16 protein-coding genes and 2 tRNA genes are annotated in these 24,049 nt (G+C 63.8%); 8 read left to right on the top strand and 10 right to left on the bottom strand.

Features of this window, described 5'->3' with window-relative positions:
- Nucleotides 1-37: 37 nt before the first annotated feature.
- Nucleotides 38-1,498 carry a dihydrolipoyl dehydrogenase family protein gene (locus tag AC3ANQ_RS19730; protein WP_488302595.1) on the bottom strand — a complete coding sequence of 487 codons (1,461 nt, stop codon included), beginning with the start codon at nt 1,496-1,498 and terminating at the stop codon, nt 38-40.
- A gap of 380 nt (nt 1,499-1,878) precedes the next feature.
- Here AC3ANQ_RS19730 and AC3ANQ_RS19725 point away from each other — a divergent pair, with 380 nt between their 5' ends.
- The gene (locus tag AC3ANQ_RS19725; RefSeq protein ID WP_488302594.1) at nt 1,879-2,607 is read left to right on the top strand and encodes a FadR/GntR family transcriptional regulator; all 729 of its coding nucleotides are present in this window, start codon (nt 1,879-1,881) and stop codon (nt 2,605-2,607) included.
- Between the two features lie 289 nt (nt 2,608-2,896).
- Here AC3ANQ_RS19725 and AC3ANQ_RS19720 read toward each other — a convergent pair.
- A tRNA-Arg gene (locus tag AC3ANQ_RS19720) sits at nt 2,897-2,970 on the bottom strand.
- A 283-nt stretch (nt 2,971-3,253) separates the two neighbouring features.
- Between AC3ANQ_RS19720 and AC3ANQ_RS19715 the strand changes: the two genes are divergently transcribed.
- The 4 genes from AC3ANQ_RS19715 (at nt 3,254) to AC3ANQ_RS19700 (ending at nt 10,017) form a co-directional block, all read left to right on the top strand.
- Complete coding sequence (locus AC3ANQ_RS19715; protein WP_488302593.1) at nt 3,254-5,089, top strand: phosphoenolpyruvate carboxykinase (GTP); 1,836 nt, start codon at nt 3,254-3,256, stop codon at nt 5,087-5,089.
- Between the two features lie 150 nt (nt 5,090-5,239).
- Nucleotides 5,240-6,802 (top strand): MFS transporter, encoded by a 1,563-nt coding sequence (locus tag AC3ANQ_RS19710; RefSeq protein WP_488302592.1) that lies wholly within the window; start codon nt 5,240-5,242, stop codon nt 6,800-6,802.
- Nucleotides 6,795-9,356 (top strand): PEP/pyruvate-binding domain-containing protein, encoded by a 2,562-nt coding sequence (locus tag AC3ANQ_RS19705; RefSeq protein WP_488302591.1) that lies wholly within the window; start codon nt 6,795-6,797, stop codon nt 9,354-9,356. The genes AC3ANQ_RS19710 and AC3ANQ_RS19705 overlap by 8 nt, the downstream gene beginning before the upstream one ends.
- A 1-nt stretch (nt 9,357) precedes the next feature.
- Entirely contained in the window at nt 9,358-10,017 is a 660-nt protein-coding gene (locus AC3ANQ_RS19700) for a TetR/AcrR family transcriptional regulator (RefSeq protein ID WP_488302590.1), read from the top strand.
- 18 nt (nt 10,018-10,035) lie between these two features.
- On the opposite strand, the gene AC3ANQ_RS19695 is transcribed toward AC3ANQ_RS19700, so the two are convergent.
- From AC3ANQ_RS19695 to AC3ANQ_RS19680, 4 genes are all read right to left on the bottom strand, one after another.
- A complete protein-coding gene (locus AC3ANQ_RS19695; RefSeq protein ID WP_488302589.1) occupies nt 10,036-11,196 on the bottom strand; it encodes a globin domain-containing protein in 1,161 nt (386 codons plus the stop codon).
- Nucleotides 11,197-11,365: 169 nt separating this feature from the next.
- Complete coding sequence (locus tag AC3ANQ_RS19690; RefSeq protein WP_488302588.1) at nt 11,366-11,815, bottom strand: RrF2 family transcriptional regulator; 450 nt, start codon at nt 11,813-11,815, stop codon at nt 11,366-11,368.
- A 24-nt stretch (nt 11,816-11,839) separates the two neighbouring features.
- The gene (locus tag AC3ANQ_RS19685; protein ID WP_488302587.1) at nt 11,840-12,289 is read right to left on the bottom strand and encodes a hypothetical protein; all 450 of its coding nucleotides are present in this window, start codon (nt 12,287-12,289) and stop codon (nt 11,840-11,842) included.
- Between the two features lie 30 nt (nt 12,290-12,319).
- Complete coding sequence (locus tag AC3ANQ_RS19680) at nt 12,320-13,738, bottom strand: phosphomannomutase/phosphoglucomutase (protein WP_488302586.1); 1,419 nt, start codon at nt 13,736-13,738, stop codon at nt 12,320-12,322.
- A gap of 123 nt (nt 13,739-13,861) precedes the next feature.
- Between AC3ANQ_RS19680 and AC3ANQ_RS19675 the strand changes: the two genes are divergently transcribed.
- The gene (locus AC3ANQ_RS19675; RefSeq protein WP_488302585.1) at nt 13,862-16,033 is read left to right on the top strand and encodes a RecQ family ATP-dependent DNA helicase; all 2,172 of its coding nucleotides are present in this window, start codon (nt 13,862-13,864) and stop codon (nt 16,031-16,033) included.
- On the top strand, nt 16,030-17,469 hold the full coding sequence (locus AC3ANQ_RS19670; RefSeq protein WP_488302584.1) for an MFS transporter: 1,440 nt from the start codon (nt 16,030-16,032) through the stop codon (nt 17,467-17,469). The genes AC3ANQ_RS19675 and AC3ANQ_RS19670 overlap by 4 nt, the downstream gene beginning before the upstream one ends.
- A 50-nt stretch (nt 17,470-17,519) precedes the next feature.
- Here the strand turns inward: AC3ANQ_RS19670 and AC3ANQ_RS19665 are convergent.
- A tRNA-Ser gene (locus tag AC3ANQ_RS19665) sits at nt 17,520-17,607 on the bottom strand.
- Between the two features lie 96 nt (nt 17,608-17,703).
- Complete coding sequence (locus tag AC3ANQ_RS19660; protein WP_488302583.1) at nt 17,704-19,965, bottom strand: prolyl oligopeptidase family serine peptidase; 2,262 nt, start codon at nt 19,963-19,965, stop codon at nt 17,704-17,706.
- Nucleotides 19,966-20,024: 59 nt separating this feature from the next.
- Here AC3ANQ_RS19660 and AC3ANQ_RS19655 point away from each other — a divergent pair, with 59 nt between their 5' ends.
- Complete coding sequence (locus tag AC3ANQ_RS19655; protein WP_488302582.1) at nt 20,025-22,016, top strand: FAD/NAD(P)-binding protein; 1,992 nt, start codon at nt 20,025-20,027, stop codon at nt 22,014-22,016.
- A 184-nt stretch (nt 22,017-22,200) separates the two neighbouring features.
- Here AC3ANQ_RS19655 and AC3ANQ_RS19650 read toward each other — a convergent pair whose 3' ends face one another.
- On the bottom strand, nt 22,201-22,980 hold the full coding sequence (locus AC3ANQ_RS19650; RefSeq protein WP_488302581.1) for a VOC family protein: 780 nt from the start codon (nt 22,978-22,980) through the stop codon (nt 22,201-22,203).
- A gap of 111 nt (nt 22,981-23,091) precedes the next feature.
- Nucleotides 23,092-23,970, bottom strand: coding sequence for an undecaprenyl-diphosphate phosphatase (locus AC3ANQ_RS19645; protein WP_488302580.1), 879 nt, complete (start codon nt 23,968-23,970; stop codon nt 23,092-23,094).
- Between the last annotated feature and the right edge of the window lie 79 nt (nt 23,971-24,049).

The raw sequence follows: 24,049 nt of genomic DNA, 5'->3' as shown, positions 1-24,049 counted from the left end.
GTAACTGAACTGACCGGTCAGTCCAAATAGACCTTAATCACAGCCCGTATTTCTCCAGCAGCCGCAGCCACACCTCGCTGATGGTGGGGAACGACGGCACTGCGTGCCATAGCCTGTCCAGCGGGACTTCACCAACAATCGCGATGGTGGCACCGTGCAACAGCTCAGCCACCCCGGGTCCGGCAAACGTTGCCCCAACCACTACCTTCCGGTCCTCGTCCACCACGAGTTGCGCCCATCCTTGGTACTTCTCCGAATGCAGTTGGGAGCCGGACACATTGATGGGGAGTTCCACCGAACTGGCGTTGATACCCTTCTGCAGCGCCTGCTTGAGGTTCGGACCCACGGACGCCACCTCGGGATCGGTGAAAACTACGCTGGGGATCGCGTATTCGTCGGCCGTTTTTGCCAAGGCGCTCCATGGTTTCGGGGTGCCGTGCAATGTTCCCTTGGCGCGGGCCACGATTGCGTCGCCGGTGGCCCGGGCCCCGTACTTGCCCTGGTGTGTGAGGAAGGCCGAGCCCGCGGCATCGCCGGCTGCGTAGAGCCACAGCCCGCTGGTGCCGTCGCTGGCGGCGCCCTCAACCAAACCGCTCGAGTCCGTGGTGAGGCGCAAAGCTTTGCCTTCTTCGGCGTCGAGCCCTACGTTCTCGAGGCCTAAATTGTCCAGGGCCGGCCGCCGCCCCGTTGCTACCAGCAATTGATCACAGGCCAGGACCGTCCCGTCACCCAGGGTGACGGCGAAGGAATGGTCCGCGTTGTGCTCCACCCGCGTGGTGTCAGTCCCGAGACGGAGATCGATCCCATCGGCACGCAGCCCTGCCGCAACCAAGTCGGCGGCTTCCTCGGGGAACGCGCTCAGCAACCGGCCTCTGGCAACGATCGAAACCGACGAGCCTAAACGGGCGAACGCCTGGGCAAGTTCGACGCTGGCAACGCCGCCGCCCAGTACCACGAACCGTCCGGGAATGTGCTTGACGGACGTTGCGCCGCGGGTTGTCCAGTAGGGGACGCTGCGTAAACCCTCGATTTTCGGTATGAGCGGTGTGGATCCGGTGGCCACCACTACGGCGTGGTGGGCCTTGAGCGAATAACTGTTGCCATCCTTGCCGTCCACCTGGACTTCGCGGGGGCCCGTGATGCGCGCGCGCCCCCGGATGAGCTCGATTCCCGTGTCAACGAGCCACTGCACTGCGCCGTCATCCTGCCACTTGTTGGTGAAGTAGTCGCGGTACTTCAGGACAGGCGCGGCATCCAGGACCTTCGTGATGGAGTCCGATGCTCCGGGCACGGATTGGGCTGTGTGCAAGGCAGTTCCGGGCCGAAGGAGCGCCTTGGACGGTATGCAGGCCCAGTAGGAGCATTCCCCGCCAACGAGCTCAGCCTCCACAATTGCCGCAGTAAGGCCGCCCCGGACCACTCGGTCTGCGACGTTTTCCCCCACCGCTCCAGCGCCGATCACAATGACATCGAACTCCCGGATATTCTCCTCAGCCATGGGAGAAGCCTACGCCCGGACGCAGACTGGATCAGGAGCGTGGCGACGGATTTTGCTGGATCATTCCTCGGAGCGGAACCCGCAGGTCCCGTATTTGCGCGGATCTTCTTTGGGGGGATCCGAATGATCCAGCAAAGTTGGACATTCGGCGTCTACGCGATCCGGAATTCCCCGGCCCGGCCCGGCACTGGATGTCGGCGAGAGGCGCCATGAGCTCTTTCGAACTTCTACCGGAGAGATGGGACATCCGATATTGTATGTTGCGAAGCACTGTATTCTCGGTGGGCGCTAGGCTCACTTCAACATTAACACCGCACTGATTCCTTGTCCCGGTTCCTCAAACGGGACCGGCAGGGATGAGTACTTTTGCAAGGAGAGCCATGACCACTTCCGGTGTCGTTCCGCAGGCGCGGTTCAGCGCACAGGCCCGGCTCAGGGCGCTGCAGGCGGACATTATGGAATTGATCCTCGAACGCGAGCTTGAGGCGGGCGATCCTTTGCCCACGGAAAACGAGCTCTCCATGGCCCTGGGGGTAGGCCGGAACACCCTGCGCGAATCCCTGAAAGTGCTGCAGGCCCTGGGCGTCATCGAGATTCGCCATGGCTTTGGCATGTTCGTCGCGCCCAGCACCTTCGAGGCACTCGCTGACGGCCTGACGTTCCGGGGACGCTTGTCGTTGCGCCACCAGGGCCTCGAGGCGCTGCAGCTCGTCGACGTGCGCCAGGCCCTCGAATCAGGGCTGATCGGCTCGTCGATGGACGTGATGACTACCGAACAGCTCGCCTTGATCGAGGAATCCGTCAAGCAAATGGAGGAGCTCGCACATGCCGGCGAGAACTTCGTAGCCGCCGACGCTGAGTTCCACCGCCGGCTGTTCGAACCCCTGAACAACGAGCTCCTCATCAACCTCATGGGCGTCTTCTGGAAGGTCTACCGAAAGATCCACGTGGAAATCGGCTCCGCCAACGAAGACCTTGTGGCCACCGCGGCGATGCACCGAAGCATCTATGCCGCCGTCGCAACGGGAGACAAGACCGCTGCCGCCGAACTCCTCAACCGCCACTTCGACGGGATCCGTCGCCGCATCAGCGAGGCCGTGGCACCCTAACGCCTGGCACCCAAGTGCAAGGGCCGCCGTCGTACTTTTTCATGAAGTACGACGGCGGCCCTTGGCTTTGCGCGGCCGTCTCACCGGAGGCTTCCGCTTGGGTGAGCAGTAGCCGGGGCCGTAGGCGATCGCACCGTCGCCCCCATCTTTGGTTTGGGAAAGCGCTTGCGACACGGCGAGTCGCGTCATTCGTGGAGCAAACTAGGGGAGGACGGTACGGCAACCCCAACTCGACCCCGGAAATTAACAAAAAAGGCCCGCACCGTTTCCGGTGCGGGCCTTCATTTTGTGCGCCCAGAGGGATTCGAACCCCCGGCCTTCTGTTCCGTAGACAGACGCTCTATCCAGCTGAGCTATGGGCGCATTTTGGTGATTCTCGGGACTTTCAAACTCGTTCCCCCCTCGAACCTCAATAAACTTTACGCGAGATCCCTGTTGGTGCCAAATCGACGTGGTGTAATCTGCCTAACTAGACCGGTCTATGTGACCTTAGTCACTAAAAGTGAGGAATCCTTGACGCAGATCCTTGATTTTTAGGGGTTTTGCTCCGAATTGGTCAAGAGATCCCACGTCCGAACCCAGATTGGTCTACTCCGCGACCCCTAGCATTTAGGACACACCACTGAACCCGAGGAAGGGAACCACGATGGGCGATCTGGCGCGACTGCCGCTCCTTGAGAAGGCACCTACTACGCATGCACGCCTGTTGACCTGGGTGGAGGAAGTAGCCGAGCTGACACAGCCGGACCGCATCCACTGGGTTGACGGCAGCGAAGCTGAAAACAAGAAGCTGACCGACGAACTCGTCGCGGCCGGCACCCTGAAGAGGCTGAACCAGGAGCTCTTCCCCAACTCTTTCGCCGCATTCTCTGACCCCGCGGACGTAGCCCGCGTGGAAGAGCAGACCTTCATCTGCTCCGAGAAGGAGCACGACGCCGGCTTCACCAACAACTGGATGGCTCCGGCCGAGATGAAGCAGAAGCTGCGCGGACTGTTCGCCGGCTCCATGCGTGGCCGCACCATGTACGTCATTCCGTTCGTCATGGGCCACCTGGACGCTGAAGACCCCAAGTTCGGCGTCGAGATCACCGACTCCGCCTATGTTGTCGCCTCGATGCGCATCATGGCCCGCATCGGCACCGACGTCCTGGAACGTATCACCCAGACCGACGCGTTCTTTGTCCCTGCACTGCACTCCCTGGGCGCTCCGCTGGAAGCCGGCCAGGCAGACGTTGCGTGGCCTTGCAACCCGGACAAGTGGATCGTGCACTTCCCGGAAGAACGCTCCATCTGGTCCTTCGGCTCGGGCTACGGCGGCAACGCCCTCCTTGGCAAGAAGTGCTACGCCCTGCGCATCGCGTCCGTCATGGCCCGCGACGAAGGCTGGCTGGCCGAGCACATGCTCATCTTGAAGCTGACTTCGCCTGAGCAGAAGACTTACTACATCTCTGCGGCGTTCCCCTCCGCCTGCGGCAAGACAAACCTCGCGCTGCTCGACCCCACCATCAAGGGCTGGAAGGTGGAGACCCTCGGCGACGACATCACCTGGATGCGCTTCGGCAAGGAAGGTGAACTCCGTGCCGTCAACCCCGAGGCCGGCTTGTTCGGCGTCGCTCCCGGCACCGGTTGGGGCACCAACCCCAACGCCATGCGCGCCATCGCCAAGGGCAACAGCATCTTCACCAATGTTGCTTTGACCGACGACGGCGGCGTTTGGTGGGAGGGCATGACGGAGGAAACTCCGGCGCACCTGACTGACTGGCAGGGCAACTCGTGGACCCCGGGCTCCGACAAGCCCGCGGCACACCCGAACTCCCGCTTCTGCACGCCGATCGACCAGATCGACATGCTGGCCGAGGAATACTTCAGCCCTGAAGGTGTGGAACTCTCCGCGATTCTGTTCGGCGGGCGCCGAAAGACCACCATCCCGCTGGTCACCGAGGCCCGCGACTGGTCCAACGGCATCTTCATGGGTTCCACGCTGTCCTCGGAGACCACCGCTGCTGCGGCCGGTGCCGTCGGCGTCGTGCGTCGCGACCCCATGGCCATGCTGCCGTTCATCGGCTACGACGCAGGTGACTACCTGAACCACTGGGTGAACCTGTCCGCCAAGGCCAACTCGCTTGGACAAAACCGACTGCCCAAGATCTTCCTGGTCAACTGGTTCCGCCGCACTGCCGAGGGTGGCTTCGCGTGGCCCGGCTTCGGTGACAACGCCCGTGTCCTCAAGTGGGCCATCGAGCGCCTTGAAGGCAAGGCCGACGCCGTCGAGACTCCTATCGGCTTCGTGCCGACCGGCGAGTCCATTGATCTCGAAGGCCTGGACATGACCCCCGCCGAGGTGGAAGCCGCAGTTCGCGTCGACTCCGCCGAGTGGAAAACCGAACTGGCATCGATCGAGGAATGGTACGCGAAGTTCGGCGATTCCCTGCCGGCTGCGCTGTTGTCCGAACTCGAAGGCCTGAAGTCCCGCCTGGCCTAGACCACCAGGCCCCTGTACGACGGCGGTCCCGCACCTTGCAAGCTCGAGGTGCGGGACCGCCGTCGTTTCCTTGATTCCAGCCATTGTGCCGCGCAAGCGGCGAGAGTAGCTTTTAGAGAACCAGCAGTTCTCTAATTTCGGGACCGGGCCATGGACGATGCCCAGCAACGCGCAAAGCGAGTCCACTCTGCCATCAGGACGGCGCTGCCCGGCATCCTGTTGGTGATGTTCCTCGGAGCCCTGGACCAAACTGTCATGGCCTCGGCGCTGCCTACTGTCGCCGGGGACCTGGGCGGCCTGGATCAGATGTCCACCATCATTACCGGTTACCTTGTCGCCGCCACGGCCGCCATGCCGCTCACGGGCAAACTGGGCGACGCTTTCGGGCGCAAACGGATCCTGCAGGCCTCTCTCATTTTCTTCATCATCGGCGCGGGACTGTGCTCGCTGGCGCAGTCCGTGCCGCAACTCATCGCCTTCCGCGCGATTCAGGGCATCGGTGGCGGAGGGCTCATGATCGGGGCGCAGGCGGTCATCGGCGAACTTGTCAGTCCCCGCGAGCGAGGCAGGCTTCTGGGCATCATCGGCGTAGCCTTCGTCATGGCCGCGGTGACCGGACCTTTGGCAGGCGGTGCGGTGGTGGACCATTTTTCCTGGCGCTGGATCTTCTACTTCTACGTTCCGCTCGGCTTGGCCGCCCTTGCCGTAGTGACGTTTACCTTGCGGCTCCCGGTCACGCCGCGCGGACGACGCGTGGACTACGGAGGCGCGGCCTTACTGGGCCTAGCCATCGTCGCGGTGATTTTCCTCTCCAGCGGTGGCAGCTACGCCGGGCCGGTTTGGGCGGCTCCCGTCCTCGGCGCGGTGGCTCTCATGGCTTTGGCCGTTTGGCTGTTCAGGGCGCGCCGCACGGTTGATCCGATCATCCCCTTGTCCCTGTTCCGGGACCCTGCCTTTGCCATACCGACCGCAGTGAGTTTCCTGGTCGGCTTTGCGATGTTCGCCACGCTGAATTACCTTCCGGCGTTTTTGCAGGTGGGGATGGGCATGTCCGCCACGGCGTCCGGCGGAATGCTGATTGCGTTGATGGTTGGCTTTCTGCTCACGACGTCGGGTTCCGGCGCGCTGATCACCCTCACCGGGCGCTACAAGCTGTATCCGGTGGCCGGGACGCTGCTTGCGGTTCCCGGAATCTGGCTTTTCAGCACTATGGACTCGGGTAGCAGCCCGTGGCTCGTCCTGCTCTCGATGCTGCTTCTCGGGCTGGGAATTGGGCTCGTGATGCAGGTCATGGTGCTTGTGGTGCAGAATTCCGTGCCGCGCCGAGACCTTGGCGCTGCGACGTCAACGGTGACCTTTCTCCGCCAAGTGGGTGCCGCCGTCGGCGTGGCTGTTTTGGGTTCCCTGATCACGGCGCGATTTGCCGCGGCGGTCCCGGCCCCGCTGGCCGCCGCTTTGGGCGGCCGCATCAAATCCTTGACGCCCAAGGCCTTGGAAGCGCTGCCAGCCGCGGACCGCATCGCGGTTGCCCAGGCGTTCGGCCATGCGGTTCCGCCGGTTTTCGGTTTTGCTGCGGTGGTGTTGGCCGTGGCATTCGTCTTGACACTCTTCCTCCCCGAGCGGGAACTGCGGACCACCGCGCACGCAGACACCGCAATCCCGGAAGCTTCCGAGCCCGCCGACAGCACCGCACCAGGAGCCCAAAATGGCTGAGCAAACCGCAGCCACGCTGGCCGATTTCGGCGCTAGGGACATCGCCGCCGCGGGCGGTAAGGGCGCCGCTTTGGGGGAGCTTGTGCGCCAGGGGTTTCCGGTGCCGCCCGGCTTCGTCATCACCACGGGCGCGTACCTGTCCTTCCTGGCGGAAACGAAAGTGGGGGTGGAGCTGAATAACCTGCTGTCCAGGGAGCCAGGCGGAGCGCCCGACGGCGAAGCGCCCGACGGCGGTGACGGAACCGGCGGCGCCGCCATCCGGGCCCTCTTTGCCGGGGCGGAAATGCCCGGTTCGCTGCGGCAGGAGATCCTCGATTCCTACGCGAAGCTGGGCGGCGGAGCGGTCGGAGTCCGGTCCAGTGCCACGGCAGAGGACCTGCCGGGTGCCGCGTTTGCCGGCCAGCAGGATACCTACCTCAACGTGCTTGGCGAGGACGACGTGGTCCAGGCGGTCGTCGCTTGTTGGGCGTCGTTGTGGACCGACCGGGCCATGGCCTACCGCCGGCGGCAGGGGATCGACCCGCACGGGGTGGCTATCGCCGTCGTCGTGCAAAAAATGGTGCCGGCCGCCATGGCGGGTGTCATGTTTACTGCGAACCCGGTCACGGGCGAGCGGGGTCAAACGGTGGTGGACGCGAATCCGGGGCTGGGGGAGGCCGTGGTCTCGGGCCGGGTGACGCCGGAGCACTACGTCCTAGGCCCTTGGGGAAAGGTTCTTGGCTTCACGCCGGGCGGCCGCGAGGTGGTGATCAGCGCGGCAGTGGGCGGTGGTACGCAGGAAAGGGCTGGTACGCCCGCCGCCAAGCCGGGGCTCGTCGCAGGGCAATTGGCGGAGCTGGCCCGGTTGGGACAGGAAGCCCAGCAGCATTTCGGCCGGCCACAGGACATCGAGTGGGCTGTGGCCGGAGGCGTGCTGTACGTGCTGCAGTCGCGCCCGATGACCGCACTCCCGCCGCAACCGCCCAGCCTCAACGCGGTCCAAAGGCGGGTGGGGCCGTTCTTCATCGAGATGTTCCAGGAACGGCCGTATCCGTTGGACGTCTCCGGGTGGATGAGCCGGGGAATCCTGGCCATGTTGCAGGGGATGGCCGCCAGCGTGGGCGTCGTTTTTCCGAAGATTGAGGAGTTGTTGCCCGAAGACGACGGCGTGGTGGTGCAGCTCATCCCGCCGGTGCCGCACCCGACTATCCGGACGCTCGCCGCGCCGGTGTCTTTGCTGCGCCGGTCAAGGCAATTCAAGCCCGAAGCGTGGACCCAAGATCCGCGCTTCGCCCTCTTCCTTGGCAATGTCGAACGGCTCAACGGCAAGGATCTCGGTCTGCTGCGATGGGGTGCGGTCATTGCATTCGTGGAGGAATGCTTCGCGACGATGCGGGGTATCACGGACTTGAGGGTCTCCTACCTGCCCGGCATTCTGGTGCCGGTGCTGAAGATGCGCTTCATGCTCCTGTTCCTCGGCAAGACAAGGCTTGCGCCTGCGCTGATCGCGGGTGCGGAAACCCGGACGAGCCAGGCGAATCGGGCACTTGAACGGCTCGCTTCCCTAGCGGCAGAGGACCCCGGCTTGTCACGCGCCTTTCTCGAGGCAGACCCCCGCCAGCTGGTGGACCTGGTGGAAAAGGATCCCGAGCACCGGGCTTTCAGGGAGGCATTCGAGGCGTTTCAGCTCGAATACGGCCACCGGGAAACCACCAGCGTTGTCCTGAGCAGTTCACCCACCTGGTCCGATGCCCCTGAAGTGGTGCTTGGGCTGGTGAAAGCCATGTGCGGAGAGCGGCACCAAACTGCCGACCAGACCGGGACGGCGCTTGCGGAATTGAAGCGTCACCCGGCTCTCCGTTACGAACCGGTGCGGCGGAGAGTGCTCGCCGCCGTCGAGTCCGCCCGAGCCGGAATGGCGTTCCGCGAGGACAGCCACTTCTACGCCACCAAGGCCATTCCGCCGATCCGCCGCGCCTACCGGGAGCTCGGCCGCCGGTTGGTGTTGGCTGGCGTGATCGACGAACCCGACGGCGTCTATCACCTGCGGTTCGAGGAATTGGAATCCATCACGGATGCGGACGACGGCGGTGCGCTGCCACCTTCCCTACCGGATCGTTACCGGCCGCTGGTGCTGGCGCGAGCGGCGAAACGGCGCGAGTTGGAGGGTATTCCGCTGCTTGATCCGGCTTTGCTCTTTGGCCGAGATCACCGTGTTCGAGGCCGCCGCGTGTCAGGGGCCCTTGTCTCCGGTACTCCGGCCAGCCGCGGCCAAGCAAGCGGGATTGTCCGCGTTATCCGTGGGCCGGCCGAGTTCGGTCAGCTCCGCAGCGGCGAAATCCTGGTCTGCCCGTACACCAACCCTGCGTGGACGCCGTTGTTCCAACGGGCCGCCGCGGTTGTGGTGGATGCTGGCGGACTCGGCTCCCATGCGGCGATCGTGGCCAGGGAATACGGAATTCCGGCAGTCATGGGCACAGGTTCGGGAACCAGCATTTTGGCCGACGGGCAGTGGGTGCTCGTGGACGGGAATCTGGGAGTGGTCCTGCCGGCCGCTTCGTCTGCGAGTGCTTGACGTGGCGGAGCAGCAGGACTTTTCGCCGGAACGGCAGGACCACCGCAAACTGCCGCGCCGGCGCGGGGCTGCCCTGAACAGTGCAATTTTCGAAGCTGTCCGGGCGGAGATCGCCGAATTCGGGTACGCCGCCCTGACCATGGACAGCGTCGCCGAGCGCGCCCGGGCGAGCAAAGCCTCGCTCTATCGGCGGTGGCCCGGCCGCGCGGCGTTGGTGCTCGAGGCGGCCTACGATGCCATGCCAAGTCCATCGTCCGCACCGGATACAGGTAGCCTGCGCGAGGATGCCCTGGCGATCCTGCGGCTTGTAGCGAAACAGCTCGACGCAGAAGTGGGGCAAGCCATGCGGGGGCTATTGGGGGAGGCGCTCCAGAACCCAGCGGTGGCCGCTGAAGTCCACGAGTACACGCGCGGCAACGTAGGAAAGATCATGCGCGCCATCATTGAGCAGGCTGTGGCGCGCGGCGAATGCGATGCCAACGTGGCCACGGAGACAAGAATCGAGGCCGGCCCCGCCTTGCTGCGGCAGCGATTCATCTTCTCGGGCGCACCGATCGATGACGATTTCCTGGTGAAGGTGGTGGACGAGGTGATGCTGCCGCTGCTGGTGGTCAGGCCGCCAGGCTTGGTTGTCAGCCCGCCGGAGACGACGGCGGGCTGACTGCGGCGGTTAGGCGGGCTAGTTCGCCAGCCAGATGTCCGGTCCGAAGACCTCGTAGTGAATCTTCGTGGCGGGGATTCCGGCATTGATGGCTTCATTGCGGATGTGCTTCATGAACGGCAGCGGCCCGCACAGGTACAGCGAGGCGTCGGCCGGCAGGTCCACTTCGCGCAGTGACATAAAGCCGGCATTGGACCCGGGCTGCGGTTCCTCCAACCAGAGCTGGAGTTCGGCTCCATCCAGGCGCTCGACGTCGTCCGTCATCTGCCCGCGCAACGCCCAACTGTCCAGATTGCTCTCCGCGTGCAGGACCAGGACCTGGCGGTCCGAGCCGGAGGCTGCGAGCGAGCGCAGGATGGATGCCGTGGGTGTGCAGCCGATGCCGGCGGAGGCGAGGACCACTGGGCCGTTGCCGTCCTTCAGCGTGATCTCGCCATAGGGGTTGGAGATCTCCAGAACGTCGCCAACCTCTACGGTGTGGTGCAGCACAGGCGAGACTTCGCCGCCGTCGTCGATCTTGGTAGTGAAGCTTCGGCTGGTGCCGGCGTCGCCGGAAAGAGAGTACTGACGGACCTGGCGCAGACCGTCCGGGAGCGTGACCTTAACGCTGACGTACTGGCCGGGCAGCGCTTCGGTGATGGGGGTATCGTCGGCCGGCTCAAGGGTGAAGGTCATGGATCCGGTCCCGGCGGGAGTCTTGGACGCGACCTTCCAAGGGCTCCACATCTTTCCATTGGCCTGCGCTGCGTAGAGTCCTTTTTCGATCTTGATCAGGGCGTCCGCCATGAGCCAGTAGACCTCTGTCCAGGCTTCGGCGATTTCAGGGGTGATGACTTCGGCGAGGTCCTCGGCGATGGCGGCGAAGAGGTGCTCGTAGACCACTTGGTACTGCGGCTCGGTGATCCCGAGCGAGGCGTGGCGGTGCGCGATGCGGGACAGTACCGTCTCCGGCAGGGTTCCCGGGTTGCTGACCAAGTGGCTTGCGAAGGCGGCGATGCTTCCGGCCAGGGCCTGCTGCTGGCTGCCGGAACGCTGGTTCGAACGGCTGAATAGCCCATCGAGCAGTTCGGGGTGCGCAGCGAAGAGGCGGGCGTAGAACTTGGGGGTGATGTCGCCAATCCGGGAGCCGACGAGCGGCAACGTGGCTTCGATGACGGGGAAGGACTTGTCCGAGAGCATGGGAACTCCTGTCGTAGTGGCCCGTGGGTTGCGTGAGGACCGGGATCAATACTCGTATTTAAAATGCAAGTATCTATAACTAAGTTCTACACTCTGTAGAAGAATTTAGCTAATCGACAGACCCGGAGACCTCCGGCGTGCGCAACAGTGTGGGCGCTACGGCCTGGGCTTACAGCCCGGGGCGCAACCCGATCGCCTGGAATACCGGCGTCATTTGCCTTAGGCGAGGCAGGGAAGAGACGACGACGTCATCCAGCTCCCGGTAGAAGGCTTCCCGCGCACGGGCCAGCGCATGACGCAAGCCGCATTCGGTGATGAGCGGGCAGTCGCCTTTGGTGGATTGGCACTCCGCAGGATCCGCCCTGGTATTCAGCTCCCGCAGGAGCTGGCCAACTGTGGCTTTCTGTCCGGCTGCGCTGAGCCGGGACCCGCCGTTGCGGCCACGCTCGACGTCGATCATGCCCAGTTCCCGCAACCGAACGATGGCCTTGCTGACGTGGTGGTAAGGAGTCCCCACGGCGTCTGCGATGTTTTGGGTCGTCAGGAGTTCACCCACGGGCGCGGCCGACAGAACTAGAAGCGCGCGCAGGCTCACATCCGCGAAGGCATTGATCTTCATGCCAACAAGCTTACGGAGTCAGGTCTAGTCCACCCAGACGGCGCGTTCGTGTCCATCCGCTTCGGCAGCGCCGAACGTGAAGCCTTCCGCAGTCTGGACATATGGGAGGACGGCTGCCATAAGCCCGCCGTTGCGATGTTCAGCCGCGGCGTGGATCCCGTCTGAGCCGTGTTCCGGAAGGATCACATCGCTGGCCATGGCAACCGCGCGGTATCCGTCACGGCCTTGGCGGAGCAATTCGAGGATGTCGGCCAGCATCGACCCTGTGTCGACGTTTCCTTCGTCGTCCGGCTCTCCGGGTGTAACAAAGACGAGTCTGAACTCGTCGTCTGCAAGGGTGACTGCGAAAGGCATGAAACCCCCGTTTTGTTCCAGGTGTTCCTGCGCTGTTGCCAGGGCGGTTCCAAGGGTTTCGCGGACCTCGCGGAGTTCGCGTTCCTCGGGACTTTCAAGGCCGTCGATCTGGGAGTTCATGCTCTCCATATTGCTCGTCGGGATGGCCGGTTAAGAGCGGACCAGCGCAAGGACGCGGTCGCGGATCTTTTCCATGGTGCCCACGTCCTTCGCCTCTGCGTTCAGTCGCAGGAACGGCTCAGTGTTGGACGGGCGAAGGTTGAACCACCAGGTGCCGTCCTTCGCGGTGAAGGTGCTGCCGTCCATGGTGTCGACGTCGGCGTCTTCGTTCTCAAAATCGGCGCGGACGCGCTCAATGGCTCCCGCCTTGTCTTCGATTTCGGAATTGATTTCGCCGGAAGAGGCGTACGGCTCGTACTGACGGCCAAGTTCGGACAGCGGGCCGTTCTGCTCACCCAATGCCGCCAATACGTGCATGGCTGCGAGCATGCCGGTATCTGCGTTCCAAAAATCGCGGAAGTAGAAATGCGCAGAATGTTCGCCGCCAAAGACGGCACCTTCCTCAGCCATGACGGCTTTGATGAACGAGTGTCCCACGCGGGTACGGACGGCGCGGCCGCCATCGGTGGCCACGAGTTCCGGGACAGCCCGCGAGGTCAGCAAGTTGTGGATGATCACCGGCGTCTTTTCACCCGCGGCTTGGGCACGCGCGATTTCGCGGCGCGCAACCATTCCAGTGATGGCGGAGGGGGACACAGGTTCGCCCTTCTCGTCGATCACGAAGCAACGGTCGGCGTCGCCGTCGAAAGCCAGGCCGATGTCCGCGCCGTGTTCGATCACTGCGGCTTGCAGATCGCGCAGGTTTTCGGGCTCAAGCGGATTGGCCGGGTGGTTCGGGAAGGAGCCATCCAGCTCAAAGTACAGGGGGACGATCTCGAACGGCAGGGCAGGAAGCAGCTGGTTACCGAGCACGGCAGGAGTGGTCAGTCCAGCCATCCCGTTTCCGGCGTCGACGACGATCTTCAACGGACGGGAGCCTTTGAGGTCAACCAGGCTGCGCAAGTACTCGGAGTAGTCCTTCAGGACATCACGGGCGCCGATCTTGCCTTGCACATCCGCGGCCGGGATGTTGCCTTCGTTGAGGTATTTCTCGGCCAGAGCCTGGATTTCCTTGAGGCCCGATTCCGAGGAGATCGGTTGTGCTCCGGCCTTGGACATTTTGATGCCGTTGTATTCAGCCGGGTTGTGGCTTGCGGTGAACGTAGCGCCGGCAGCATTGAGGGCACCGCAAGCGTAATAAAGCTCGTCGGTGGAAATGAGGTCCAGCAGCTGGACGTTGGCACCGCGGCGAGCAGCCCCGTCCGCAAACGCCTTGATGAATTCCGGGGAGGACGGGCGCATGTCGCCGCCCACCAGCACCATCTCGCCGGCGATGCCGAGAGTGTCGACGAACGCAGCGCCGACAGACTCCACGATGTGGGACGTGATGGATTCCCCGACGATCCCCCGGACGTCATAAGCCTTGAAGGAAGCCGAGAGGTCGAATGTCTTGTTCTGCTCGCTAGTCACGCGCTCAATCTTACTGCGGACCGCCGTCGGAACTACGCCAGCACCCGGCTATGTGGAAAACCTTTGCCCACATAGATGAAGTCCTGGGTTCTGGCTGTCTGCCCGTGCTGGAATACTGAAGCCATGCCCAACAACCCGGAAGCTGCCCTCCTCGCAGCGGAACCGTCCACCACCCGACTGCAGGCCCTTGAGGTACTGAGGGAGCTTGTGGGAAACGCGGACGCCCGATTCCACGACGGCCAGTACGAGGCGATCGAGGCCCTCGTCGACGCTGGACGGCGCGCCTTGGTGGTGCAACGGACTGGCTGGGGCAAGTCGGCCGTGTACTTCGTCTCGTCCTTGTTGCTGAGGCGTCGGGGTGCCGGGCCTACGCTCATCGTTTCGCCGCTGCTTGCGCTCATGCGGGACCAGGTGGCGGCAGCCGCACGTGCCGGCGTTCGCGCAGTGGCGATCAATTCCGCCAATCAGCTCGAGTGGGACAACGTTCGTCAGCAACTGGCGGCGGATGAGGTCGATGTTCTCTTGGTTTCACCGGAGCGGCTCACCAATCCAGCGTTCCGCGAGAACCAACTTCCCGAGCTCATCCGCCGTACCGGCCTCCTCGTGATTGACGAGGCACACTGTATTTCGGACTGGGGCCACGATTTCCGTCCCGATTATCGGCGTATCTCCGATCTCATCGATCAACTGCCAGGAAGCGTCCCAGTGCTGGCAACCACGGCCACGGCCAACTCCCGGGTGGTCCATGACATCGAGGAGCAACTTGGAGCGGGTGTGCTCACCATCCGCGGAACACTTGGCCGGGAGTCCCTGCGTCTGGGCGTGCTGAAGCTCGCAGACTCAACGGATCGCCTCGGCTGGTTGCTGACCCATCTGGCCGACATGCCAGGCAGCGGAATCATCTACACCCTGACCGTTTCCGCCGCGGAGGACACCGCCCGGCTGCTCTCCGAGGCCGGCCACAACGTCCTGTCCTACACCGGCCGCACGGACCCCGCCGATCGTGAACGGGCTGAACAACTCCTCAAGGACAACCAGGTGAAGGCACTCGTGGCTACCTCGGCGCTTGGCATGGGATTCGACAAACCGGACCTCGGTTTCGTCATCCACCTTGGTGCCCCGTCATCACCGGTTGCCTATTACCAGCAAGTGGGCCGCGCAGGTCGTGGAGCCGCCAATGCCGATGTGCTCCTCCTGCCCGGATCCGAGGACCGGGAGATCTGGCAGTACTTTGCCACGGCTTCCATGCCGTCAGAGGAAAAGGCTGCCGCCGTCCTCAACGTCTTGGCCGAGTCCGGCACGGCCCTATCCACGGTGGCTCTCGAAGCAAGGGTGGACTTGCGCCGGACGCCCTTGGAGCTCCTGTTGAAGGTCCTCGCGGTTGACGGTGCAGTGGAGCGGGTGGGTGGCGGCTGGAGGTCTACGGGACGCCCGTGGATCTACGACGCCGAGCGTTACGCCCGTATCGCCGAGGCCCGGGTGGACGAGCAGGATTCAATGGTGATCTACCAAGACACGGCTGGATGCCGCATGGAGTACATCACCGCTGTCCTGGACGACGAGTCCGCACGTGCATGCGGTCGCTGCGACAATTGCGCTGGCACGTGGTTCCCAGCGGACGTGGCAGCAGCAGCCGCCGACGTCGCGGGGCAAACCCTCAGGCGCGCAGGTCTTGCCTTGGAACCACGGCTTCAATGGCCCAGTGGCATGGACCGGCTGGGCGTTGCCGTGAAGGGCAAGATCAAGCCCGACGAGCTGCTGGCCGAGGGCCGCGTTCTGGCGCGACTGACCGACCTCGGATGGGGAGGCGCCCTCCGTGAACTCTTTGCCTCCGGAGCAGCTGACCGCGATGTCGAGCCTGCCATGCTGCAGGCTTGCGTGCAGGTGCTGCGGGAATGGGCCGCAGGAGACGGCCGATCTGCGGGATGGAGCGGCCAAGGACGGCCCGCAGCGGTGGTGAGCATCCCGTCCAGGAACAAGCCTGCGCTTGTCGAATCCCTGGCACGCGGTATAGCCGGGATCGGCCAGATGCCGTATCTGGGTTCCCTCCAGCTCCAGCACGGTGGACCTACTGGCGGGAGGGGTGGCAACAGTGCCTACCGGCTGGCCGGCGTGTGGGACCGACTCGTTGTGGGTCCGGAACTCGGACAGAACCTCGCGGCGCTAGGCGGGCAAGGCATCCTCTTGGTCGACGATCTTGCGGATAGCCGCTGGACCATGACTGTTGCGGGGCGCGTCCTCAGGCATGCCGGGGCGGGATCGGTGTTGCCTCTCGTTCTCGGTCAAGCAGCTTGAGCGGCGCGGCGCCGGACGTCCAGCCCGGGTCCCAATGGCAGCCGCGGCTCGCGCTGCTGGTTGCCGCCACCTTCTTCATGGAGTTCCTGGACGGCACAGTCCTCACCACAGCCATGCCGAGCATCGCCGCTGATTTCAAAGTGGCTTCGGCCGATGTCAACGTCACGATGACTGCGTACTTGGTGACCGTGGCCATGGGAATTCCGTTGAGCAGTTGGCTCGCAGAACGCTTCGGGGCACGCCGAATCTTCTGTCTGGCGATCGCCGTGTTCACTGTCGCGTCGCTGTTGTGCGCGCTGAGCCAAGACCTCACTTTGCTGACCCTCAGCCGCGTGGCACAGGGGGCCGGAGGGGCAATGATGGTGCCTGTAGGAACCCTTGTGGTGCTGCGGGGTACGCCTAAGTCGGAGCTCCTCCGGGCCACCGCGTTCCTGGTCTGGCCCGGCTTGCTGGCTCCCGTTCTGGCACCCCTCGTGGGTGGAGCCTTCACCACGTACCTTTCGTGGCACTGGATCTTCCTCATCAACGTTCCGCTGGGGCTTGCTGCGTTCATTGCAGCTTTGAGGCTGGTTCCGCGCACTGGAGGCAACGCGGGCAGGCGGCTCGACTGGCTGGGGCTCACGCTTACCACCTTCGGCGTCGGATCCCTTGTGGTGGGTCTTGAAGGGGTTGGCGGTCATGGCGCGGGCGTGGTCCCCGCGGTCTTACTGTTGGCCGGAGCTTTGGCTTTGGCCGGGGCAGGCTGGTGGATGCTCAACGCCAAGACTCCTCTCTTCGACCTCCGTGTCTTCGCTACCCGCACGTTCCGGGCCACCTCCACCGGAGGGTTCGTTTATCGGCTAACCATCAGCTCGGTGCCTTTTCTTCTGCCGCTGTTGTTCCAAGACGGTTTTGGCTGGGATCCGCTCAAATCCGGGGCCATGGTGGCTGCCGTCTTCATTGGCAATATCGGCATCAAGCCCGCCACGACGCCCATCATCCGGCGGTTCGGCTTCAAACCGGTGCTGGTTTTCGGGTCCCTCGCCTCGGCGGTCACTTTTGCCGCGTGTGCCATGCTCACCCCCGAAACCCCCGAACCCTTGATCTCCGCCTTGCTGCTGGCGAGCGGCGCCTTCCGTTCGATCGGGTTCTCGGCCTACGCATCCGTGCAGTATGCAGACATCGTTCCGGGGGAGCTTCCCTCGGCCAACGCGGTTTCAGCCACGCTTGTGCAACTGGCCGCGGGTGCCGGCATTGCGGTAGGCGCGCTCTTCCTGCGCCTTTTCGATCATGTTTCGCTCTTCGGCGGGGGCCCTTCCTCGGCGTACCGTGGCGCCTTCCTCGCCATGGCCACCGCAATGCTCTTGAGCACCGCGGACAGCCTCACGCTGCACAGGCACGCCGGAGCCGAAGTCAGCCGTAGTGGAGTGAGCAAAGCCGAGAAGCGCCGAAGCTAGGAGCGCGCGGAACGCAAAAAGGCCCCGGTCCAAGGACCGGGGCCAAAACGCGGAGACGGGGGGATTTGAACCCCCGGTGGAGTTGTGCCCCACACTTCATTAGCAGTGAAGCCCATTCGGCCGCTCTGGCACGTCTCCAGTTGCTATTGCTAGCCAACCAAGGATACGCAGAACTGGGCACCCAGTGCAAAACGGGCGAGCCGAGGAGCCGCGGGCGTGGATCTTAGGCGACCGTCACTGCCCCGCGCCCTGCTTGCCGGCAAGTGCCCGCCAGAGGAAGTGCTGGCTGCGGGCTTGGAGGGAGGCCGCTTGGCGGTTGTCCGAAGCGCCTGCGTGGCCGCCTTCAAGTGCTTCGTGGAACCACACATTGGGGATGCCCATAGCCTGCATTCGGGCGGCCATCTTCCGGGCTTGGACCGGGCCCACACGGTCGTCGGAGGTGGCTGTCCAGATGAACGTCTCCGGATAGTCCACGCCGTCGCGCAACAGGTGATACGGAGAGAAGGTTCGGATGAATTCCCATTGCTCCGGGACGTCGGGATCGCCGTACTCGGCAATCCAGGAGTAGCCGGCAGAGAGCTTGGTGTAGCGGCGCATGTCCAGCAATGGGACACCGCAGGAGACGGCTCCGAACAGCTCCGGATACTGGGTCAGCATGTTGCCCACCAGCAGCCCGCCGTTGGATCCGCCCACGCAGCCGAGCCGCCGCGGACTGGTGACGCCGCGTGAGATGAGGTCCCGCGCAACCGCGGCGAAGTCCTCGAACGCGCGGTGCCGCTTTTCCTGCAAGGCGGCACGGTGCCAGGCTGGGCCATACTCGCCGCCGCCGCGGATGTTCGCCACGACGTAGACGCCGCCGCGGGAATGTGCCGAGGAGCCATCGTCGGATTGGATGCTTTCACTTCGGCGTTCCAGCCACGCGCGGCCAATGGCGCCGCTGTAGGCCGGCGTTCTGGAGATCTCGAAGCCGCCGTCGCCCGAAAGCTGCGTGGGGTTTTCGCCGTCGAGGTCCAGATCTTTGGGCGCCACTTGGAAGTAGGGCACCCGCGTGCCGTCTGCCGAAGTGGCGAAGTGTTGTTGGACCTCGTAGTCCGTCTCGTTGAAGAACGACGGCGATGACTTCACCACGGCGTGCGTGCTGGACACCCCGCCGTCGTGGCCAGCGTCGAGGCTGTAGGTGGCGATGCCGGGGGACAGTGTGCCGCGCATGAGCGTGGTGGGAGTGGTGAAGCCCGTCGCCACGAGCCAATAGTCGTTGCCGGCGTCGTCGCCCTCTGCTTCGTCTTCGTCGTCCACCGCGTAGGCATTCACATCGTGCAGCGGCGGGCACGCATCGAGCAGGGTCACCGCCCACTCGCCGGCGGAGTCCTTTCGGGCTGGAGCGAGCACCCTGATCTCGGAAGAGACATCGTGCAACAGGTTCAGGAGCAGGTAGTCCCGCGTCCAACTCCAGGACTGCAGGGAAGTGTGCTCGTCCGGGGTGAAGAGCACTGTGAAGTCGCGGGCACCGGACAGATAGCCCTCGAAGTCGGCAGCAAGCAGCGAACCCGCCGGGTACGTTGCACCGCCAACGTTCCAGTCCTGCCGCGGACGGAACATGACCCATTCGCGGTGGGAACTGAGATTCACGTCCGTTGGTACGTCGATGGCAAGCCACGCGTCGTCACGCAGCACGGAGGTGGTTCGGTTGAAGAAGTCGATCCAGTCCACCGCGAAGGTGCGTTCGAAACCCGGGGTGGAGTCGTGGGCGATGAGCGCCATCATGTGGTCTTCGGGGATCTCGAAGATCCGCTCGGCTTCAGTCAGGGTTTGGCCGCGCCGGAGCTTCACGCCGGTCCGCGCGTAGGAGGAGCTGGTTTTCGGCAGGCCATCCGCGGTTGTGGATACCAGCAGCGTGTCGCCGTCAAGCCAGCTCACGTTGCCCTTCGCGGTCGGAAGGTCGAAGCCGCCTGCGGCAGGGTCCACGAACGTGCGGGTCTCGACGTCGAACTCGCGGTGGCGGTTGGCGTCACCGCCGTCGGGGGAGAGGGCGATGATGGCGAGGCGATGCGGTTCGCCTTCGGCCGGTCGCAGGAAGTTGGCGCCGTGGAACACCCATTCTTCGCCCTCAGCCTCGGCCAGTGCATCGATGTCCAGAAGCACGTCCCATTCCGGAGAGTCGCTGAGGTAGCTCTCCCATGTGGTCCGTCGCCAGAGACCCTTCGGGTTCTGCTGGTCCTTCCAGAAGTTGTAGTAGTGCCCGCCGCGCTTGTTGACCATGGCGATCTTGTCCGTGGAGTCCAGGACTTCCAGGATTCCGGCTTCCAAGGCGGCGTACTCGGCGTCGTCTAGCAAGTCTTCGGTGCGGGCATTTTGTTCCCGCACCCAGGCCAGCTGTTGTTCGCCATGAACGTCTTCGAGCCAGATATTCTCGTCGACAGGTTCGGAGGCGGTTGCGCTTCCCTGGGCAGTTTCGTTGTCGGGCGCGGGCGCTTGATCAGCTGCTGTGGTGGTCATCCCTCATCCTAGGGCGACTGTCTGAGGAGGAAGCAAGTCACAAGAAGTTAGGCTTGGGCGTGGGTAAATCGCAGAACATTCGGGTGGGGCTGATCGGGGCAGGTCCTCGGGGCACCAGTGTGCTTGAGCGATTGCTTGCCAATTGGGCCGCGACGGAAACGGAAGCCCGTTCCCTGCATATCGACGTCGTAGACCCCTATCCGGCCGGTCCCGGACACGTCTGGCAGCCCGAACAGTCCCGCCTTTACCTCATGAACACGCAGTCGTTCTACCCCACCCTGATTCCTGAGGACGAGCAGCTCGCGCCGCCCTTGGCCGGGGGGTCTTTTGAGCAATGGCGCGCGGAAAAGCGTGCGTCCGGCGGCAACGGCCTAAGCCCCGAGGAGCGGGCCGAACTTGCTATCCTCGCCTCCCACGACTTTCCAAGCCGTGCCCTCTACGGACGGTATTTGCGCTCAACGTTGGAGGAATTGTTGGAACGCGTCCCTGCCGGCGTCGAGATCGCGTTCCACAAGTGCCATGCTGTGGCGGCGCGTCCCCTGCCGGGCGGCGCGGCGGACGGTTTGCCGGGCGGCCCCGCGGGTGGAGGGTTCGACGTCGAAGTCGACGACGGCGGCAGGCTCACCGTTGATTCCCTCGTCCTTTCGCTGGGTCACCTTGAGTCCAGGCTCAACCCGGAGCAGCGCTCGTTCAGCGAGGCTGCGGCAGAGCTCGGGCTGCTGTACTTCCCGCCTGCCGCTCCTGCAGACGTCGACTGGGCTTTGGTTCCGGACAATGAGACGGTCCTGGTACGGGGCATGGGACTGAACTTCTTTGACGTCATGGGCCAGTTGACGGAAGGCCGCGGCGGACAGTTCGTGGCGCTTGGCGACGGTCTCCCCGGGAAGCTCAAGTACTTGCCCTCGGGCCGGGAACCGAAGATCATCGCGGCATCCAGGCGTGGCACTCCGTACCGGGCCAAGGCAGGCTTGGACGGCTACTACCCGAAGTCGGTGCGCTTGCGGTACTTGACGGAAGGGGCGATAGAGCGATTCGCCGCGGCGGGAATCCAACCTGGCTTCGACCACGATCTCTGGCCCCTCCTGCATCGCGACGCCTTGTGGGCCTATTACTCCACCTTGGTTGTCACGGAACCCGTGGCCGTTCCCGAAGCGACGGAATTCCTGGCTGCCCTCGAGGACTTGTTGCAGCCGCATTCGCATGCCACCGGGCGGTGGGAAAACCAGGTTGCAGAGCTAGTTGCTACCCACGTTGCAGCGTCGCGCCGCCTTGACCTTCTTGGCCTCGCGGCGCCGTTGGCCGCGCGTTCCTTCGCGTCCAGGAAGGAACTCGACGCCGCCGTCGTGGACTATCTGGACGACGACGCCCGCCGTTCCGCGCTCGGAGAGGCGGATCCGGTGAAGATGGCCATCGGTGCCTTGCACACGGGAAGGGCCATCCTGAAGAGTGCCGTGGCCGACGGCGGCATCACCAACGAATCGTGGGTGGGTGAACTTCGGGGCTGGTTCGAGTCCTTCGTCGAGGGGCTTGCGAGCGGTCCGCCCGCCCTGCGCGCCGAACAGTTGGCCGCTTTGGCGCGTGCCGGCGTCGTGAGTTTCGTCGGGCCGGATCCGCGATTCAACGTTGACCGTGGCAGGGGCGTCTTCCGGGCGGTATCAGCCTGGGTGCACGACGACGCCGCGGAAGCCAAGACGCTGATTGAGGCCATGTCCCCGGCGAACAAGGTGGGCTCGAGTGTTTCTCCGTTGCTGCGGCAGTTGCTCGCCGATGGATTGGTACGGCCCAAGGTCATGATGTCGGCCGAAGGAATCCCTGTGCAGACCTCCGGGTTGGATGTCCAGGCGCACCCCTACCGTCTGGTTGGCGCGAATGGTTCCTTGACTCCCGGGATATACGCCCTGGGCCTGCAGCTTTCCTCCGCCCAATGGGGGACGGCCATCGCCGCCGAAGCCCGGCCTTCCGATGGTCCCGCGTATCGCAGCGGCCAGCGGACCCTCCGCGACGCGGACGAAATCGCCAGGGACATGCTCGGCCTACCCCTGCAAAAATGAGCATGTTCCACCAAGAAAAATGAGCATGCTCCCCGCCCGATCCTGCGAATGGACATAATCCCAATATGTCCATTCGCCAAGGCCGGGGGAGAGCATGCTCATCCGTGATGGTGATGGTGATGGTGATGGTGATGGTGATGGTGATGGTGATGGTGATGGTGATGGTGATGGTGATGGTGAGGGTTTATGGGGCCTGGTTTTCGATGAGTTTGAAGATCGCACCCGTCGGATCGGTCAGGGTGGCCATGCGGCCGTAGGGAGTGTCCTCAGCCGCCTGGACAACGGTAGCGCCCAGGGAGACGGCCTGCTCGATGGTGGTATCGACCTTGTCCACAGCGAAATAGACGCCCCAATAGGATGGCACCTCGGCAGGCAAGAAACCGGAGGCATCCATGATGCCTGCCTTGGAGTCGTCGCCCGCGCCGAGCGTGGTGTAGCGGAACTCCGGGGTGTCGCCCACGACGGTGATTTCCCAGCCGAAGACGTTCTGGTAGAAGGAAACAGCAGAGTCGTATTCCTTGGCGAAAAGCTCGTGCCAAGCGGGTGCTCCCGTTTCGGCAGCGAGCTGATAACCCTTCATCTCGCCGAACTGCCAGGCGCCGATGGCTGCTCCGGAGGAATCCGCGTACATTGCCATGGTTCCCTGGTCCGGGACTTCCATGGGTTCCATGTAGACCTGGCCGCCGTTGGCGACAGCCGCTTCAGTGGTGGCCTTGATGTCGTCAGTGCGCAGGTAGGTGGACCAGACATCGGGCATCTGTGCCATGTCTTCCTGCTTCTGCATGATCCCGGCCACCATCTTGCCGTCCTTCGAGGCCGTGATGTAGCCGCCGTACTTTTCCTGATCCCCGGTCTCGTAGGTCCAGCCGAAGAGCGTGTTGTAGAAGGATTTTGCCTTCTCCGGGTCCGATGTCATCAGGTCGATCCAGCAAGGTGCGCCGGGGGTGATGTCAGGCGTAGGCATGTTTGCTCCTGTGTTGTTGCCGCGGCAGTTGCAGCGGTTTCATGAGTGGGTGGTGGAGACAGACAAAACCCTATGCGGGGCCTCTGACAGTTTCAATGCCTTTGGTGGGTCCTATCCCATGACGAGCATCAAGATGAAGTAGATCGCTCCGCCGACCACCGAGTAAATGGCAAACGGCGTGAGGGTTCGAGTCTCAAAGAAACGAAGCAGGAACTTGGTGGCGAACCATGCGGCGACACCCGCGCAAAGCGCCCCCACCAGGAACACGCCGCGCTCGTCGGCCATGGCCGGCGTGAAGAGTTCAGGAAGCTTGAGCACGGCAGCCGCGCCAATGATCGGCGTTGCGAGCAGGAAGCTGAACCTCGCGGCGTTTTCGTTGTTCAATCCGGACAGCAAACCGCCGGCCATCGAGGCGCCGGAACGGGAGATGCCCGGGATCAGGGCAGCTGCTTGCGCGGAGCCGATTCCCAGGGCGCGTTTCCATGACAGGGTGGCGATTTCGGCGTCGGAAGCGGGTGCAGTTGCCGGTTGCGCTGCAGCGCGGCGGCTGTCCCGGGTCCGCAGACGTTCCGCCGCAAAGAGGACAAGCCCGTTGACCACCAAGAATGCCGCCGCGATCAGGGGGGAACCAAAGAGGTTCCGGATAGGCTTTTCCAAAACCAGGCCGATGATTCCGGCCGGCACGGTTCCAACAACAAGGAGCCAGCCGAGCTTCGCGTAGGTATCCGACGGCGCAATCTTCCTGTCCCGGATAGAACGGCCAAGTCCCTTGGCGATTTCAATCCAGTCCCGGAGGAAGAAGAAGAACAGCACAATTGCTGTAGCCAGGTGCGTGGCAATGAGGAAGTTTAGGAATTCAGGTGCCTTCTGGTCCAGGCCCCAACCGAATAGTTTGGGCAAGATGACGCTGTGGCCGAGGCTGGAAATCGGGAAGAGCTCGGTGATTCCCTGCAGCAGGCCCATGACGATGGCCTGGATCATATTAATCATGGATTCGATCCTAGCCAGTACCGGTTACCGGTAGGTAAACGCTTGCTGGGAGGCGGCCGTGGCGGTCGCAGGATCCGTG

This window comes from Arthrobacter sp. DMZ02-1R, from assembly GCF_057747935.1.
The sequence above is the reverse complement of the archived record's forward strand: the minus strand, read 5'-3'. Positions and strand labels throughout refer to the sequence as shown.

Excerpts from the sequence above, each read along its gene's own strand:
- AC3ANQ_RS19650 (WP_488302581.1), bottom strand. The coding sequence starts at position 22,980 with ATGCCTACGCCTGACATCACCCCCGGCGCACCTTGCTGGATCGACCTG.
- AC3ANQ_RS19685 (WP_488302587.1), bottom strand. The coding sequence starts at position 12,289 with ATGAACTCCCAGATCGACGGCCTTGAAAGTCCCGAGGAACGCGAACTC.
- AC3ANQ_RS19730 (WP_488302595.1), bottom strand. The coding sequence starts at position 1,498 with ATGGCTGAGGAGAATATCCGGGAGTTCGATGTCATTGTGATCGGCGCT.
- AC3ANQ_RS19690 (WP_488302588.1), bottom strand. The coding sequence starts at position 11,815 with ATGAAGATCAATGCCTTCGCGGATGTGAGCCTGCGCGCGCTTCTAGTT.
- AC3ANQ_RS19660 (WP_488302583.1), bottom strand. The coding sequence starts at position 19,965 with ATGACCACCACAGCAGCTGATCAAGCGCCCGCGCCCGACAACGAAACT.
- AC3ANQ_RS19705 (WP_488302591.1), top strand. The coding sequence starts at position 6,795 with ATGGCTGAGCAAACCGCAGCCACGCTGGCCGATTTCGGCGCTAGGGAC.
- AC3ANQ_RS19645 (WP_488302580.1), bottom strand. The coding sequence starts at position 23,970 with ATGATTAATATGATCCAGGCCATCGTCATGGGCCTGCTGCAGGGAATC.
- AC3ANQ_RS19725 (WP_488302594.1), top strand. The coding sequence starts at position 1,879 with ATGACCACTTCCGGTGTCGTTCCGCAGGCGCGGTTCAGCGCACAGGCC.
- AC3ANQ_RS19675 (WP_488302585.1), top strand. The coding sequence starts at position 13,862 with ATGCCCAACAACCCGGAAGCTGCCCTCCTCGCAGCGGAACCGTCCACC.
- AC3ANQ_RS19695 (WP_488302589.1), bottom strand. The coding sequence starts at position 11,196 with ATGCTCTCGGACAAGTCCTTCCCCGTCATCGAAGCCACGTTGCCGCTC.
- AC3ANQ_RS19715 (WP_488302593.1), top strand. The coding sequence starts at position 3,254 with ATGGGCGATCTGGCGCGACTGCCGCTCCTTGAGAAGGCACCTACTACG.
- AC3ANQ_RS19710 (WP_488302592.1), top strand. The coding sequence starts at position 5,240 with ATGGACGATGCCCAGCAACGCGCAAAGCGAGTCCACTCTGCCATCAGG.